We start from the raw sequence: 16,902 nt of genomic DNA on the forward strand, positions 1-16,902 counted from the left end.
GAAATTCAAAGTAACTTATGATTGTTTTATCATCAAGACAAACACCAAAGAGTGATGGCGCGTGAAGATCATTCTCCTTACGAATATCGTTCCGCCCTACCGGCAACGCGCCTATGGCATGTTGGCCCGCCTTGTTCATGCCTGCAAACCGGCCCGCAATCCAGATGGCGGCTTCCACGTCATCTGCACCCACCGTCACGAACCGCAACGCGCATGGCCGATGCTGACCGGCGATTTCGCCCAATCAATCCTACCCGGCATCAAAATCCCGCTTGGTGAAAATCGGACGATCCCGATTAATTTCGGTCTAATCCGCGCCCTTGACGCCGCCCGGCCTGATGTCCTGATCCTTGCCGGTTTCGGACTGGCACAATGGCAGGCACATCTTTATGCTCGCCGACACAATATCCCAACCATTTTACAGTTTGATGGTTGGGCCGGGTCGGACGCCACCTATCAAAACCGTCTTCGCGATTGCATCCGGAAAACGATGATCGCGCATGCCAAAATCTGCATTGCCGCCGGGGAAAATGGCCAAGACTGGTTTGTCAAATCCGGCAAGGTCAGAAACAATATCCTGATCGCCCCGATCCCGCCTTCCTTCACGGCTCCCAATCATCTTCACGGCTTCGATGACCGTCCCGTCGATCTTTTATGGTGCGGAAGGCCAACATTATCCAAGGGCTTCGAAACCTTCCTTGAAATTGCAGCCGAACTACACCGCCAAGGCCACGCAAAGCGTATACAAATCGTCGGGGCCTGCGACCAGAACGACCTTGCAAACCGGCTTGCGGGACTAGGTCTGAGCAAGGCCACCCACCATATACCCGAAATCCCGCCGGCGAAATTGCCCAGCATCTATCAGCAGGCCAAACTCTGTCTCCTGCCCAGCCGCAATGATGCCTATGGCGTCACCGTGATCGAGACCATTGCATGCGGCACCGTCGCTCTCGCAAGCAACCGGGTCGGCTGCGTTCCCGATATTCTCGGCACCGCCGAAATTCTGCCTTGCAACATCGTGCCCGCATGGATGGCGGCCTGCGCGCGATTGCTAAGTGATCGCGCCGCATGGCAGAAAACCCAAGCCCGGCAGTATTCCCGCATCGCCAACAACACTCCCGCCCATCACGCCGAAACCATCTTACGGGCTTGCAAGATGGCAAACAGCGCGGAGGCGCCTGATGCATAACCGCGTTTTGGTCAGTGATGCCCCGGTCTGGATGATTGGCCGCAATGACCAGCTCCGCATTCTCGCCGCCCATCTAGCACACCATAAGCGGCTGGTCCGCTGGGACAGTTTCTGGCGTCATGACGGCAGCGGTTTTCTCACCTCGCCGGCCCGGCGGGTGGAACCACATCTTTCCACTGTTCCCGGCCGACACCTCATGCCCGATATTATGGGAAAGCTCGCACAAAAACTTCACCTTCCCGCGCGAAACCTCTATTCCGATCTGCCTCTATCATGGCTGGCGCGTCTCCATATGCCCGATGCCCGTATCCTCCACGGTCAGGGAAATTACAGCTTTCCCGCCATGCGAGCCGCCCGTGCACATGGCATGACGATCATTTCGGATGTCACCGGCCAGCTTGCCCCGGTCCGCCATCGCCAGCTCGCCGACGAATATCACCATCACGGTTTGCGTTATCGCGAGATATCAAACTTCCTTGCCCGCCGCCGCATTGCAGAAGCCCGATTTGCCGATGGCGTTTTTGCCCCCTCCGACGTGGTTGCCGCCGGACTCGAAGAATGCGGCATTGATCCGGCACGCATTCATCTGGTGCCCTTTGCGTCCGGCCTGTGTTCTCAATTGGTCAAGGCCGAACGACCAACACAAAATCCCGGCATCACCCGCCTTCTCTATGTCGGCAATATCTCGATTGCCAAGGGCATCCGAATTTTGATCGAAGCCTTCCGTGCGCTGCGCACCCGTCATGGGCCTTCCATCACGCTTGATCTGATCGGTGCGGCACAGCCCTGTGCGTTCGCCTATCTTTCCAAACTGCCGCAGGGTTGCGTCTGGCACGGTGCAATGCCACAGGCGAAGCTTGCCGAGCACTTGCTCTCCCACGGTATATTCGTCTTCCCCAGCCTGTCCGAAGGCAGCAGCCTTGCTGTACTTGAAGCCATGGCGGCTGGCTGTGCCGTGATCACGACCCCAGATGCCGGAAGCCCAATTACCCATCAAAAAAATGGGCTCCTGATCCCGCCCCGCGATAGCAACGCTCTGATTGACGCCATCCAGGCTCTGCATGCCGCACCGGCACGTGTTCAGGCACTTGGCGTCTCCGCCCGCGACTTGATCGCAACCAATATCACCATGGATTACGGCACCCGATCCGAAGCCGCCTATGAAAGGGTTCTTGCCCACCATGCATAGGTTCCGCACGTATATTTATCCGCTCTGGATGCTCTCAGCCAATCTGATCACACGCCTTGGCGGTATGATCATTCTGCTTTTGATCGGCCATCATTTCGCCCCCGATCAGTTAGGGGCCTATTTCGCGGCCGTTGCCACCATCGGCCTTGCCGTAACCATCGCGCAGGCCGGATGCGGCCTGCTTCTGATCCGGCTCTATCAGGCACACCAGCGCCGCGCCGCCTTCGCCCTTTGCGCGCTTCGCCTCACACTCGCTATCGCGGCAACCGCGTTTGTCGTCATCATGACAGACATCCCCCCATCGCCGATCCTTCTGATGCCCACGGCCGCGGCTCTTGCCCCGGACTGGATCATCACGGCACACGGTCAGCTTTCCAAAATCGCCCTGATCGCCGTTCTGGGACAAATCGCCGGAATCACCGTCGCTTTCGTTGCCATCGTCACCCAAAGCAATCTGGCCCTCTTTGCCATCGCACCAGCAATCTCACTGGCAAGCCTGACCGCTGGTGCCCTCCTTGCCCTTCGCGGTCATGCCACTCACCCAACTGCCATAACCAAAATCACCCACAGCCAGATGATCAATCTGATCGGCTTCACCCTGCTGGCTGGCGCACTCCCCAATCTTGATTTCGTGCTGCTCGGCCAAAATCTGCCCGACGCAGCGCACGCCAATCTGATGCTGGCCCAACGCATCTTCCTGATAACGGCGGCGATCATCGCCAGCATTTCAGCGGCATTATTTGCCAAAAAGCAGGCCGGGCTGCTACGCGATATCTGGCTGATCGCACCACCGCTTGCCATGACTGCAATACTTCTGATGCTGCCCGAAACGCTTGCCCTGCTATTTTACGGCACTGTCAATGCCGACCTCGTCGCCTTGTTGCGCACAGGGGCCTTCTGGCCTTTGCTTCTCGCGATGGTCTCGCGTCAAATCATTATATCGCAGGAAACCGAAAACCAGTTCTTCGCCGGCTGGATTTGCCTTGCTCTTCTGGTTGTCTCAGGTGTGCTTCTTCCGGCTTCCCCTCATGAAAGCGATGCTGTGATCATTATGCAGCTTCGCCTGAGCCTCTGCCTGATCTTGATCGCGATATGTCACCGCAATCCCATTTTGCGAAACAAACCGACATGAAGAAATTGCAGGCCGAAATCATCAATAACCGCCTCATCACCGGCCAGTATGGCGATATCCGTTTCGGGCCATGGAGTTTTGAATGTTCTGATAGGCACTCTTTCGTCACACTCAGCGATCAATGCCGTAACACATGTCAGGTTGGCGATCACTGGCAACTGGCCGAAGGCAACTGGGCTCTTGATTACCACACAAGCCAGATTGATCCCGCAACGCTTCGCATCCGGGCAACACTCTCCGCCCGCTGCGATGGTCAGTTGCAGGATGCCGTCATCCGGCTGATCTTTGACAAACCCACCATTCAAACCGGCGAAATTGCTGGTCGCAAACATCACCACACCAACAGTGACAAATACCGCCTGTATCCCGTCCGCACCGTCCGACTGATGGGAACCGATGGCACAATCATTTCCGTCACGCTTGATCGTTATGACGGAGCCGGTCGCTTTGCACCTTACATTTATCTGCGTGATCGCGGCGATCACTGGATCATTCACGCCCGCCTGCTGCCAATCGATCCGGTTGATCACGTCTGGTTGCGCTGGGCCAACCGATTTTTCACCCTGTCCGCCCCGGATTGGCTGGCGCATCTGGTCTGGAATTTTCCGGGTGGCAAAGCTGCTTTCTGGCGCTTGCGCGAACGACTTGGCCGACGCTGCCCTGAAATACAGGCAGTCCCGCTTAACAGGCTGAAATCAAGTCAGTCCCTGATGCTGGAGGTCACATGTCGCTTCGTTTAGTACAATCTGATTTGCACGAACGCTGCCTTCGCCTTGCGCGTTTGATTGCCGATCAACTGGCCAATCAGCAGTCCGAAAATGGCGATTTCCCCCAGCACAGCTTTTACGCCAAGGCCTATGCCATCGCCCTTTGGCAAAACCTTGGTGACGATCACTACACTGCGAAAATTAGGGCGGCCGTCAATGCACTAAAAGCCGAAATCCAGGACCACCGTTATCATCGCGAATTCATCGAATACGCACTGGAAAACTGCCCGGACATGAACGCCGAAACCCGTAATGCCATCTTGCGAAACGCCCCATACCAATCGCCCAATGTCGCAAACTGGCACATCCTTGCAATGCGCATCCGCCAATCCGGTTCATGGCGGGATAAACTGCGTGCAAAACTGGACTGGCTTTATACTCGTACCCGCTTCTGGCGCGCACCAGTCTTCATGGATCGCCCCGGCTGTTTTTCCGCGCAATATCATGTCTTCTGCGCCGCCTTGCTGACCGATAGCCCTACGCCAGCCCAACGCAAAATCGCGGCGAAGGCCACTGATCTGATTGCCCGACTTTGTTGCGCAACAACAGGCATCCCCAACCTTGTCGGGCGCGGTGCCGGACAGAGCTTTGGCGCAACGACCGCCCTTTATGCCCTGCTCAAACACGGCTATCGCGCTGAGGCCGAAGCCATCCTGTTTCGCCTTGAACAGACCTTGCTGCAAACCGAAACATTGCCACTCAACCTGCTTGCCCCCAATCCTTTGCCAGATAATCCCGGCCCGGATAATCCACAAACACCGGGCTGGTACAGCTATAACCGGCATTACGATTATCTGGCTTTCACCGGCTTCTGGCTGCTGCGCGCAGCAATCTATAGCTCGCCCGAACCTGCACCAACAATTCGCGCCAATGCCGATTTCCTGCTGATCCACGACACCGACCATTATCAGGCCCGTATGTGCCTACGAGGAAAGTCGCCCTATGATATCACCACCGCGCCGGTGTTGATCACAAACGGTCATGTGTTCCTACCTCCCTCCGGCGGCGAAGAAGACTTTTCAAGCCTTTATGGCCCGGCATCACTGCCACTTCCGGCCTTTGCCGGTCAACAGGCGTGGAGCACCTTCACATCCGGCACGATAAGCGATAGCACCGCAAAGATCACATTCAGACTGTCAGATCACCGGGGCCAGCGCGACATCACATTCAACGAGAACGAAATTGTCATCCATGATCAGGTCGATACAGATAGCCGATCCAATCTGCATCTGTTCCGCCTGCTGGTCCCCTCCGGTTTGACCTTCAAAAAACCCGGCGAAAACCGGATTGATTTCCCCGATTTGAACCTACACCTGATCGCGGAGCATCCGCTCCATATCACAGATGATGGCCTGTTTGCCGTGACCGGCCCGGTCAGAACGATCTTTGTCCCGAACCATAGCACCGCAACACTTCGCATCGTCTGGAGACCCTCATGACCAAGGATGATGCGATCACCGTGATCACCACTGTTCGGGATGGCGATGCCTTTCTGGACGGTTATTTTGCCAATCTTTACAAAATTCTCCGCCCCCAGGATAGGGCCATCCTTGTCGATGATGGTTCGGTAAACCCGGTCATGCTTCCCGACCAACCAACAAGGATCAAACTGATCTGCAGCAGCCCGATTGGCAGGGGAGCCGCCCTTAATCTTGCCATTTCCAATGCGACAACCCGCCTGATTGCCATTCAGGATATCGATGATGTGTCTCACCCGGATCGCCTGTCGATACAGACGGCCTTTCTCATGGATCATCCAAACGCCCTTGCCTTCGCCACAGGACAGGAAACAGCCACGCCAAACGCCCGCAACCCGTGGCACCAAATCCCGGCCACACGGCTTTATCGCAGCAACCCGCTGCATCACTCGTCATTGGCGTTTCATCGCGATATCTGGGAAATGGCCAATGGCTATGACCCGGCCCTGCCGTGCTGCATCGATCTTGATTTTTATCTGCGCGCCGCAAGTCTGCCCATGACCTCCATCTGGCAGTTTCGCCGACAACTGATTACGCGAAACACTAATCCCGCAACACGCCATTTTGCATCCATCCCCGACCCGGTCTATCAGGAAACTTTGCGCATTGTTCTGGCCCGACATCGCCTGGCTATCGCGCCACCACATTGGATACGCATTTTCGATCTGAAACGTTTGTCGGGGATTGGCCGATGACGAAACCACCGCGGATCATTGCCTTGGTGCAGCTGCCCCCGCCGATGCACGGGGCGGCAACCATGAATGAACGGGCTTTGGTCGCGCTTCGCAAAATCTGTGATGTGACAGTGCTTGAAATGCGCTTTGCCAAAAATCCCCGCGATATTGCCAGGATGAGATTGGGTAAACTGGTTATGGCTCTGGGACTTTGGCTAAAACTATTGCTCGCACTCCGGCGAAAACCCGATGCACTTTATATCTGCTTTGCCCCAACTGGGGGCGCGTTTTATCGCGATTGTCTTTATGTGCTGACAGCCAGAATCCTTGGTATCGCAACCATACTGCATCTGCATGGCCGTGGATTGCAAACCGGGCGCAGCCACCGGTTAACCGCATTTTTGCAACGCCATGCCTTTGTCGGGCAAACCGCCATTATTCTGGGCAAGGCGTTGCGCAATGAAATTGATGGTCTTCAATGCCGATCAAAAATCATCGCCAATTGCCTGCCCGATACGGCCTTCATGATCAATCACGACCCGATCAGCACCACAACGCCGCGTCTGCTTTATCTATCAAACCTTTTTCGCAGCAAAGGTATCGATGATGTGCTGGCGGCCTGTGCAATTCTCAAACAGCGTAATATCGATTTCGCGCTTGATATCGCCGGCGCCGAAGGCGACCTCTCAACCTGCGAACTTGCACAATTGATCCACAATTTGAACCTTTCGGATCACTGCCATTATCACGGTCCGGTCGATGCGGATATCCGCACCAAACTTTTATCCAACGCCAACCTTTTTCTGTTTCCGTCACGCTACCCGAACGAAGCACAACCTCTTGTCGTGCTTGAAGCCATGGCTGCAGAAGTTCCCGTCGTCAGCTCCGCAATCGGAACTTTGGTTGATATCGTTCGCGATGGCGAAACAGGCTGCATCTGCCAGCCCGGCAATCCGGAAATGCTGGCAAATATTGTTTCAGATTCCCTGACCCAACCAACCGAGACCCACGAAATGGCGCGGGCTGCAAAGGCCTTTTGCAACCAGCACTTCCGGGCAGATCGGTTTGAGAAGGAACTTCAACAACTGATCAAGGAAATCATTTCTTGATCTCTTTAACCACGCCTGCCCAAATATCCGGCAAGCCTTAATCGTGAAAGATACCGTCATGACCCGCGATGAATTCAACGCATTTTGCAAATCGCTGCCCGTGACAACGCATGTCGTGCAATGGGGCGGTGCCGATGTCTGGAAAGTCGGCGGCAAGGTCTTTGCGATTGGCGGCTGGACCAAGGGCCATACGCTTGGCATTACCTTCAAGGTATCCGACATCGCCTACGAGGTTTTGAAGGAACAACCCGGTTTGCGCCCTGCCCCGTATCTTGCCTCGCGCGGGATGAAATGGATCCAGCATTATGACGCCCCGGGACTTGATGATGCGAACCTGCGCGACCATTTGGCAGAATCCCACAAAATCGTCTCGCGCGGCCTGACCAGAAAGATGCAGCGCGAGCTTAATCTGTATCAGGAATAAACGGCGCAGCTTTTACAAGCGCCAAAGGTCGATGCCTGCGGGCACGTCGTCACGCGGCAGAATGGCCCGCACATCGGCAACGAAGCCGGTGCCATCCTTCAAAAGCCCCTGTACCAGCGGCCAACCCTTGGCAACATATTCTCGGTGTGACACCGCCAGCACGACGGCATCCGCCGGTTTCAGGTCGGCATCACCACACAATTTCAGACCATCGAATTCATCCAGAACTTCCTCGGCATCGGCATGATGATCATGGACCTGAACATTTATCCCGGCATCTTCGAGCGAGCGGATGATATCGATCACGCGCGTATTTCGAATGTCGGGCACGTTTTCCTTAAAGGTCAGGCCAAGCACCGTCACAGTCGGGTTCTTGGTCGCTCCTTCGCGCAACAACGCCCGAATGACCTTATTGGCGACAACCTCGCCCATGCCGTCATTCACCCGACGACCAGCCAGAACCACCTGCGGGTAATAACCAAGTTCCTCGGATTTATGGGTCAGGTAATAGGGATCAACCCCGATGCAATGCCCGCCGACAAGGCCGGGCGTAAAGCGCAGGAAGTTCCATTTGGTGCCCGCCGCATCCAGAACATCACGGGTATCGATCCCCGCCCGATCAAAGATCAGCGACAGTTCGTTCATTAGCGCTATGTTCAGATCACGCTGGGTGTTTTCAATGACCTTGGCGGCCTCGGCGGCCTTGATGGTCGGTGCCTTGTGAATACCGGCCTTGACGACAGATCCATAAACCGCTGCAACGATTTCAAGCGTTTCAGGCGTCTGCCCCGACACAACCTTGGTTATGGTGGTAAAGCGATGTTCGCGGTCGCCAGGATTGATGCGTTCAGGCGAATAACCCACCGTGAAATCGATCCCCGCCTTCAACCCCGAAAGCTGCTCCAGGATCGGCACGCATTCTTCCTCGGTCGCGCCGGGATAAACCGTGCTTTCATAAACAACGATGTCGCCCTTCTTAAGGATTGCACCAACGGTTTTCGATGCAGATCGCAACGGTGACAGGTCCGGGCGGTTTGATTTATCAATTGGGGTCGGCACAGTCACGATATGGAAATCGGCCTGACGCAAATCTTCGGGATTATCACTCAGCAACAAATCGGCGGCTGCCAGTTCATGATCATCAACCTCGCCAGTTGAGTCATGCCCTGCCTTAAGCTGTACAATGCGCGAATTGTTGATATCAAACGCCACGACACGTCCGATTTCGATCCCGAAGGCCACCGCCACCGGCAAACCGACATATCCCAGACCGATAACCGAAATCTTGCGCCCGTGACTCATTGCTCAACCCTTGGATTTTAATTCTGTCTGACTTCTAGCCAGCACATGCTCAACCGTCAATAAAAGAGGAACGGTATCCGCTTTAGGCAATCGCAAAATATGTGTTAACTTGCGAGTTCTCGAAATCAGACTGTTATCCATGCATAAAATCCCCTATCTGATTTGCCTTTTCCTGTTTTGTCTTGTTGCTGGAATGCCCGCCACAGGCCGGGCAGGAGTTGCGCGCATAAGCGTTGTAATGCCTTATATCCCGATGATGGCCGAAAGTCCGGCGCTTGGGACATTCATTCGCATGTATGAAGAAGTGGCTGCGCGAACCGGTCAGAAAATCATCATTGATATTCTACCACCCCGCCGAGCGGTACAGTCCTTTGTTGCTGGCGAATACGATGCCTTGGGTGCCTTCCCGTCGCTTAGCGAATTACCGGTTTCGTTGGCATCCGTGCCGTATTACCTGCGCGAGAATCTGATTTTCTACAAACCAGGCCAATTTGGTCAGAACGCGATCACCTCACCCGACGGTCTGGCCGGATTGCGGGTCGGGCTTTCAGCCTATCATTATCCACCCGCCATCACCAATCGTCAGGATGTCGATTTCGAACGGGTTCCCAGCGACCATTCCTTACTGAGCATGATTGCCAACAACCGGCTTGATGCTGCCATCATTGAGAGGTCTTCGGGGTTTCACATTCGCGATCAGCTCGGGCTTGCCGGGGTTATCGATACTCTCGACATCCCGCTCACAGCGGAAAATGTCTTTTCCCTGTTTCAGGCCAACCGCGAAGGTATTGAAAATCGCGCCATGTTTAACCGGGCTGTTTACGACATGCTGTGTGACGGAACGCTGGCGAGAATTTTCGGACGCAGCGACGTTTTGCCCGATATTTCCGTGCTCGAACGTGATCTGCCACCTGAAAGCTGGCGTAACGACTGCCTCCCCTCCCTTCCGGGTTCCACCCGCTAAACAGCCAGAGATCCCTTCATGCCAAACGGGGTACGCCATATCTGACGCACCCCGTTTCATCATCATTGACGATTATGGCTGGGTTTACCCCTTAACCACGATATTGATCAGTTTCGGGGTCGGCTTGGCGATATAGATCACCTTGACGATCTGCATGCCTTCAAGATGGCGTGCGACGTTTTCATCGGCCTTTGCCATTGCTTCGACCGTTGCCTGATCTGCATCCGCAGCCACCATGATCGAGCCGCGTTTTTTGCCATTGACCTGAACCGGGACTTCAAATTCGTCGTCCTTGGCTTTTTCAGCATCAAATACCGGCCAGTCAAACTTGATCACCGATTTTTTGGAACCAAATTCGGCCTCTGCCATACGGCTCATAAGCTCTTCGCCCAGATGCGGCGCAAAGGGCGCGACCATCAAGGCAAGCGCACGAACATGATCATCATACACCGCATTCTGGCGGGTCATGGCGTTGGTCAGTTCGATCAGTGCCGCAATCGCGGTATTCAGCCGCAGTTCGGCGATGTCGTTTGTCACCTTGGCAATGGTTTTATGCAAAAGCGTCTCGATCTTGCCATCGACGTCGCTGGTGCGTTCCATCTGGGTTGCGACCTTCCAGACGTTGGAGAGGAAGCGCATCATGCCGACAATCGCATCGGACTGCCACGGTTTGGAGCTATCAAGCGGCCCCATATACATCTCGTAAGTCCGGAAGGTATCAATCGTATACTGATCGCAAATTTCTTCCGGCGGGATGCCGTTTTTATACCGCTTGCCCATCTTGCCGGGAACGGTGATCAGTTTTTCATCCGTCTTGGCATTGAATGGCTGCTTTTTGCCATCGACATCGCGCATTTCAACATCATGGATATCGACATAAACGCCGCGCGCATCGGTATAGGCATCGGCCGTGATCATGCCTTGGTTAAACAGCTTCTGGAACGGTTCGGGTGTGGCGACATAGCCAAGGTCAAACAGCACCTTGTGCCAGAAACGCGAATACAGAAGATGCAGTACCGCATGTTCCGCACCACCGACATAAAGGTCAACCGCGCCGGGCTTGGCATTGCCACTCTCATCTATGGTATTGGCCCAATAGGCCGCCGCCGCATCCGACGCAAAGGCCTGATCGTTATTTGCATCGAAATAACGCAGATAATACCAGCATGACCCGGCCCAGTTCGGCATCGAGTTGGCATCACGACGGAACGAACGCACTTCGTAATCCGCACCTGCGTGGCTGTGGGTCGAACCAACAGCCGCATTCACCGGCAGGACCGAACCATCAGCAAGCACGATCCCGGTGACTTCCATCCATTCCTTGGCGCGCGCCAGCGGCGGCTCAGGCTCGGAATTCGGGTCTTCGTTTGATTGCGGTTTGAAATCAGTCATTTCCGGCAGGACGACGGGCAATGCCGCCTCGGCCACGCCATGCACCTGTCCGGTTTCCTGATCAAACAGAACCGGGAACGGTTCGCCCCAATAACGCTGGCGCGAAAACAGCCAATCGCGCAGCTTATACTGCACCCGACCGCGGCCGATGTTTCTGGCTTCCAGCCACTCAATGATTTTTGCCTTGGCATCCGGGGTAGAGAGCCCGTTCAGACTAACCTCGTCATTGGCCGAATTGATCGTATCGCCGATATCGGTTTGAGCGATTTTGAAATCGCCCGGTGCGGTTTCATAGCGCGCCAGCAATGCCGCATCGTCAAGATCCGCCGCATCATCCGGTGCATTGGCCCGAAGCCAGCTTTCCGACGGTTTGGTGGTGGCGACAATCGGCAGATCGAATTTATGGGCAAATTCGAAATCGCGCTGATCGCCCGCCGGAACCGCCATGATCGCGCCGGTGCCATAGCCCATTAGAACATAATCGGCAATCCACACCGGGATCTTCTGACCATTGGCCGGGTTGGTCGCATAAGCCCCGATAAACACGCCAGTCTTTTCCCGGTTGGCTTCATCCTTGGACGATACCGGACCGGCCAGTTTGACCTGCTGACGATAGGCAGCAACCGCGTCCTTATGATCGGCTGTTGTCAGTGCATCGACCAGCGGATGTTCGGGGGCGAGCACCATATAGGTCGCACCAAAGATGGTATCGGGCCGCGTGGTATAGACCGCGATCTTGTCCTTGCCGCCATCGGCAAGTGCCACCGGGAAATTGACCCGTGCGCCAACCGAACGACCGATCCAGCCTTTCTGCATCTCGACAACGCCATTGGGCCAGTCAAGCCCTTCAAGGTCGCCCACCAGACGATCAGCATAATCGGTAATGCGCAACATCCACTGTTTCAGCGGGCGCTTGTAAACCGGGTAATCGCCGCGTTCGGATTTGCCTTCGTTGGTGACTTCCTCGTTCGACAGAACCGTGCCCAGCATCGGGCACCAGTTGACCGGAACCTCATCGACATAGGCCAGACGCCCACGATCAATCGCGCGGTCGATCTCTTTGCCTTCTGCCTTCGTGCCCTCGCCAATGACGGATTTTGGCTGTGGAACACCGTCCTCGTCCAACAGCCATTCCGCGCTTTCAAGGAGCCCGCGAAGCTCGGAAATCGGGCGGGCGCGCCCGGTGATGGTCTGCCCCTGCGGGCCTTTCCATTCAACGGTCGGATCATAGAAGCTGTTGAAAAGCTGAAGGAAAATCCACTGCGTCCATTTATAGTAATCGACATCGGTCGAGGCAAAGCGACGATGCGGATCATGGCCAAGGCCAATCACCTGAAGCTGGCGTAGCATGTTTTCGATATTGGCTTCGGTGGTAATGCGCGGATGCTGGCCGGTCTGGATCGCGAACTGTTCGGCCGGCAGGCCAAAGGCATCAAAGCCCATCGAATGCAGCACGTTGAAACCGCGCATGCGTTCGAACCGTGCCTTGACGTCAGTTGCGATATAACCCAGCGGATGACCGATATGAAGACCAACCCCGCTTGGATAGGGGAACATATCGAGGATGACTTTTTTCTTTTTGGCGGCGTCGAAATCGGCATCGCCCGGATTGGGGGTACGATAGGTATCGTTTTCCCGCCAGTAATCCTGCCAGCGCTTTTCAAACTCGCGCGCACTTTCCTGATAGTTCGCCACCGTCAAACAGCTCCTAAGCTCAAAATACCGGATGCGGAGGAAATCTCGACGCGCCCCGGTTCCATCAATTCAGATAAATTCTGATCAACCAAACCCTGTTCAATAATCGGGCTTGGCCCCTGTTGCAATATCAGAGTGCAGGATAACCGCCACAACCGGCCCCGATGCAAGTCCGAAAATCCGCGTATCACGCATGGCGGGTTTGCAAATCGCCCAACCGACCCTATATAACTGGCTATGGCCTTTTCGCCCTGATTGTGCGATATTAACCGCACGTAAAGACTTCCGGCGCGCGATCCGTACCAAGCAGGTACCCGCGCAGGCCATCAGGAAATCACCGTGTATCAAGCCCTATCAATGACTTGTACACATATAACCCGCGTCCAGGGAGGACGGCATGGATATCACCATCGGCGGACTGACATCGCAGGCAGCAAACGGCTCAAGCCGCAGCGCGCAGTCTTACCTGCCCGGTAATGACGACTCGAAATCCGGGTCGAACAATTCTATTGCCTCTTCTTTCGCCAGCGCGACCTCGGTTTCGCTGTCCTCGCAATCGGGCAATCTGCTGTCGGCCGATCAGATCGTTTCGGCAATCAATGAAAGCCTGTCTTCGACCGGCCTGTCGATCCAGGGCGTCGATCCCACCGATTACACCCCCGAAGCGGTTGCTGATCGCATTCTGGCCCGTGTCGGTGATCTGATCGCCTCGAACGCCAGTAGCCCCGAAGAAGCCCGCGACATTTTCGATCAGGCCAAGGAAGGCATCGCCAAGGGTCTGGAACAGGCCCGCGAATTCCTTGACGGGCTTGGCGCGCTTAATGACACGATCAACGGCAATATCAACGAAACCGAAAACCGCCTGAATGAAGGCCTGAAATCGATCGAAGCCCGCCTGACCGAACTGTTTGACAGCAGCCCGGCCAAGGAAGCGGCCGACATCACCCCGGATCGGGATGAACAGGTCCTGCAGTCGCAGATCACCCAGACCGCACAGGCAAGTCAGGCCTATGCGGAGGCTGGAACCAATGCGCAGCGTAACGCCCCGCGTTACGGCACATCCGCCATCTGATCTTCGCGATCACAGGCCCAAACATTCAAACCGGCAGGCATCCCCTGCCGGTTTTGTTTTGTGCCCTCACATCCCCGCCGATCCCGGCCCGTCATCGCCGCCAACGCGAAACAGCTTCCGTCCGGCATCCTGTATCTTGTTAAATGCGTCCTCGGCCATGAAACCGGACACAAACGCCATAAAGGTTACAAGAAACGCGCTGATTTCGATATTGCCCGATCCGTCCGGGCCGCCTTGGGTCACCATCAGCATCCCGGCCTCGGTACACAGGAAAATCGCAATCGCCGCCGCGATCCCCTCGCCGGTCATCACCATCAGTCGGCCCGCTGCCGCAAAGCCGGTTTCGGGTACGGCGTCGACCGCAACCATGGCAACCGACGTGACCTCCCCCTCCGCTGCATCGTTGTGCGCCATTTCGCCCTCATGCCCTTCCCGGCGATAGCGGCGCGTGAAACTGACGACGGAGCCAAGCCCGCCCGCCGCCACCGTCACCAGCAGCGTCAGGACAATTCCCGGCATCTGAAGCAGAAGCGACAAAACCCCACCAAGCGGCTGCTGAAACAATGCCACCAGCGACCGTCGCCCGCCATCATCCGTCGCATCTTCGTCCGCCCAAAGGGCTGCATGTTCTTCGCGCAGGTCGGAAAGCTCCGCCATAAGGCTGGCCCGGAGCCGCTCGGCCTGCGCCTGCTCGGCGGTGATATTGGCCCAGGCTACCTGGGCGCGTGCCGCCTTCTCGCCAAAGCTCATCACCGCATTACGGATTGCATTGATCCGGCTTCGGATATCGGTTGCAAAAGCCTCGCTCACCCCGGGCGCAAGTGTCATCTGCGACAGGGCGTTATCAAGGTTTGCAATGACCTCCTTGCCCTCGCCAGTGCGCGCCGTGTCGGGCGATGGTCGACCCGCTTCGGCGCTGAAATCGCTTTGCGCCAGAAAGGCAAAGGCCTGCTTAAGCGCGGCAAGGTAATCTGTGCTAAATTTCGCTTCAAACCGCTGGGGCTGCTCGGCCACGATCGAGCCCAGTCCGGAATAAAGATCGAACGCCGCCCGCCACGCGGCAATCGCGTCCTGACGCAGGGCCAATCCCTGCCGGGCAGCGTTCAGCGACGCGGCGTCAAGCATCCGGATTTCGGTGCGCATGGCATGGATATCACCCTTAAGCTGCGCCTCATGATAGCCCTGAAACACCAGCCGCTCCAGATCGCCGGGCGAGCTAAGCTCAAGCTCGCGGCTTAAAAGCTCACGCTGGATATCGGCGGTAAATCCGGCAAACAGGGTCACGACAAACCCGACATACAAAACCACCACCAACCCGGTCAGCATGACAGAGCCCAAAATCGCCGCCCCGCGAACATATAAAACCCGGCCAAACAGAACACGCCGGATCAGATCGCCCAATCCTTTTGCGCCTACGCCGCTGCCAGATGCATCAGATAACGGCGGCCGTGCCGGAGCCCCCGAAGATTGCCGGTTATTCTCCTCTGTCATGGTCTGCGCCTGCACTCCGTCTGGTTATGCCGTGATCACGGCGGCCCGCGCCGCCTCAAACCTGACGCTCCCGGCCCCGCCCTTGTGACAGCGGCCTTTCCCTCATGCACTTGCCGTCGCCCCCAAAAAATAGCCTCAAACCCCGCCAATACTCCGGCCGCAATTCAACCAACAGGTCAAAGATTTACGGAACAAAACCCGGCCCCGCCGGTTTTACAAAGACAGGTTAGAAAAAACGGCCCCAACCGGCACGCCCGCAACAGCAGAGGATTTCCCATGTTCCATCGCGAAAACATCTGCCGCCAGAAACCAAATACCTCCGCCATTCCCACAACCACCAATGCCAATAATGCCCGCCACATGGTACTGGCGACCGCCGCCACGGCAGCACTTCTCGCCCTTGGTGCAGCGATGGCACTTGTGCCCGGCCATGCCAGGGCGGGCGAAGAAGCCCAATCAAGCTTTATCAATGCAAGTGGTGCGGAAATCGGAACGTTGACGGTCAATGGCGTGCCGGATGCCGCGATCCTGAAGATCGAGCTTCTCGACCTTCCGCCCGGGCAGTGGGTGGCGTTTCATATCCATGAAAATGGCGAATGCGATGCGAAAGGAGGCTTTAAATCCGCCGGCGGCCATTTCAACCCAACCAACAAATCCCACGGCCACGAATTTGCCGACGGCCCGCATGCGGGCGACATGATGAACCAGTATGTCAATGACAAGGGCGCGCTTTACGCACAGATCCTCAATAACGCCGTGCGCTTTGAAGACGGCACTGGAGAAACCGACATCCACGGCAAGGCCGTGATCATCCATGCCGGCACCGACGACTATAAATCCCAGCCCTCAGGCGATGCCGGAAACCGAATTGCCTGTGCGGTGATTAAATAGAAGAAAAATCGTACGCCACTCAAGCGCTGCTCCGCTTTTCAAAAGAAACTATCTCCCAGCAAATCCACGAAACCTTGCAACGATCTAGGTTTATATCCAATAGTTTCATCTCCTTAATTTTGAAGAGCATTTT

The 16,902-nt window shown here is 56.0% G+C and carries 14 protein-coding genes; 11 read left to right on the plus strand and 3 right to left on the minus strand.

Translation table 11 applies throughout. The features are described 5' to 3' along the window. Positions 1-61 precede the first annotated feature (61 nt). From TH468_RS01500 to TH468_RS01535, 8 genes are read left to right on the plus strand one after another with little or no spacing between them, the layout of a single operon-like run. Complete coding sequence (locus TH468_RS01500; RefSeq protein WP_085641914.1) at positions 62-1,189, plus strand: glycosyltransferase family 4 protein; 1,128 nt, start codon at positions 62-64, stop codon at positions 1,187-1,189. Next, positions 1,182-2,378: a glycosyltransferase family 4 protein gene (locus tag TH468_RS01505; RefSeq protein ID WP_085641915.1), complete on the plus strand. Its 1,197-nt coding sequence runs from the start codon at positions 1,182-1,184 to the stop codon at positions 2,376-2,378. Before TH468_RS01500 ends, TH468_RS01505 begins: the two co-directional genes overlap by 8 nt. Continuing rightward, positions 2,371-3,510, plus strand: a complete 1,140-nt coding sequence (locus TH468_RS01510) for a hypothetical protein (protein ID WP_139834605.1) — start codon at positions 2,371-2,373, stop codon at positions 3,508-3,510. The genes TH468_RS01505 and TH468_RS01510 overlap by 8 nt, the downstream gene beginning before the upstream one ends. After that, the gene (locus TH468_RS01515; RefSeq protein ID WP_085641917.1) at positions 3,507-4,250 is read left to right on the plus strand and encodes a hypothetical protein; all 744 of its coding nucleotides are present in this window, start codon (positions 3,507-3,509) and stop codon (positions 4,248-4,250) included. The genes TH468_RS01510 and TH468_RS01515 overlap by 4 nt, the downstream gene beginning before the upstream one ends. Continuing rightward, positions 4,235-5,716 carry a hypothetical protein gene (locus TH468_RS01520; RefSeq protein ID WP_139834606.1) on the plus strand — a complete coding sequence of 494 codons (1,482 nt, stop codon included), beginning with the start codon at positions 4,235-4,237 and terminating at the stop codon, positions 5,714-5,716. The genes TH468_RS01515 and TH468_RS01520 overlap by 16 nt, the downstream gene beginning before the upstream one ends. Continuing rightward, entirely contained in the window at positions 5,713-6,450 is a 738-nt protein-coding gene (locus TH468_RS01525; protein ID WP_085641919.1) for a glycosyltransferase family A protein, read from the plus strand. Before TH468_RS01520 ends, TH468_RS01525 begins: the two co-directional genes overlap by 4 nt. Then, positions 6,447-7,538, plus strand: coding sequence for a glycosyltransferase family 4 protein (locus tag TH468_RS01530; protein ID WP_085641920.1), 1,092 nt, complete (start codon positions 6,447-6,449; stop codon positions 7,536-7,538). The genes TH468_RS01525 and TH468_RS01530 overlap by 4 nt, the downstream gene beginning before the upstream one ends. 58 nt (positions 7,539-7,596) lie before the next feature. Then, the gene (locus TH468_RS01535) at positions 7,597-7,962 is read left to right on the plus strand and encodes an MmcQ/YjbR family DNA-binding protein (protein ID WP_085642424.1); all 366 of its coding nucleotides are present in this window, start codon (positions 7,597-7,599) and stop codon (positions 7,960-7,962) included. A 12-nt stretch (positions 7,963-7,974) separates the two neighbouring features. On the opposite strand, the gene TH468_RS01540 is transcribed toward TH468_RS01535, so the two are convergent. After that, positions 7,975-9,264: a nucleotide sugar dehydrogenase gene (locus tag TH468_RS01540; RefSeq protein ID WP_085641921.1), complete on the minus strand. Its 1,290-nt coding sequence runs from the start codon at positions 9,262-9,264 to the stop codon at positions 7,975-7,977. Positions 9,265-9,502: 238 nt separating this feature from the next. Here TH468_RS01540 and TH468_RS01545 point away from each other — a divergent pair, with 238 nt between their 5' ends. Continuing rightward, the gene (locus TH468_RS01545; protein ID WP_168177052.1) at positions 9,503-10,228 is read left to right on the plus strand and encodes an ABC transporter substrate-binding protein; all 726 of its coding nucleotides are present in this window, start codon (positions 9,503-9,505) and stop codon (positions 10,226-10,228) included. Between the two features lie 84 nt (positions 10,229-10,312). On the opposite strand, the gene TH468_RS01550 is transcribed toward TH468_RS01545, so the two are convergent. After that, on the minus strand, positions 10,313-13,315 hold the full coding sequence (locus TH468_RS01550) for a leucine--tRNA ligase (protein WP_085641923.1): 3,003 nt from the start codon (positions 13,313-13,315) through the stop codon (positions 10,313-10,315). A gap of 397 nt (positions 13,316-13,712) precedes the next feature. On the opposite strand from TH468_RS01550, the gene TH468_RS01555 reads away from it, so the two are divergent. Beyond that, positions 13,713-14,387 carry a DUF5610 domain-containing protein gene (locus tag TH468_RS01555; protein ID WP_085641924.1) on the plus strand — a complete coding sequence of 225 codons (675 nt, stop codon included), beginning with the start codon at positions 13,713-13,715 and terminating at the stop codon, positions 14,385-14,387. A 66-nt stretch (positions 14,388-14,453) separates the two neighbouring features. Here TH468_RS01555 and TH468_RS01560 read toward each other — a convergent pair whose 3' ends face one another. Continuing rightward, positions 14,454-15,878 carry a hypothetical protein gene (locus tag TH468_RS01560; protein WP_139834607.1) on the minus strand — a complete coding sequence of 475 codons (1,425 nt, stop codon included), beginning with the start codon at positions 15,876-15,878 and terminating at the stop codon, positions 14,454-14,456. 276 nt (positions 15,879-16,154) lie between these two features. On the opposite strand from TH468_RS01560, the gene TH468_RS01565 reads away from it, so the two are divergent. Beyond that, positions 16,155-16,769, plus strand: a complete 615-nt coding sequence (locus TH468_RS01565) for a superoxide dismutase family protein (RefSeq protein WP_246832182.1) — start codon at positions 16,155-16,157, stop codon at positions 16,767-16,769. The last annotated feature ends 133 nt before the right edge of the window (positions 16,770-16,902 follow it).

The sequence above is a fragment of the Thalassospira sp. MCCC 1A03138 genome (genome assembly GCF_002115785.1).
Classification (GTDB): domain Bacteria; phylum Pseudomonadota; class Alphaproteobacteria; order Rhodospirillales; family Thalassospiraceae; genus Thalassospira.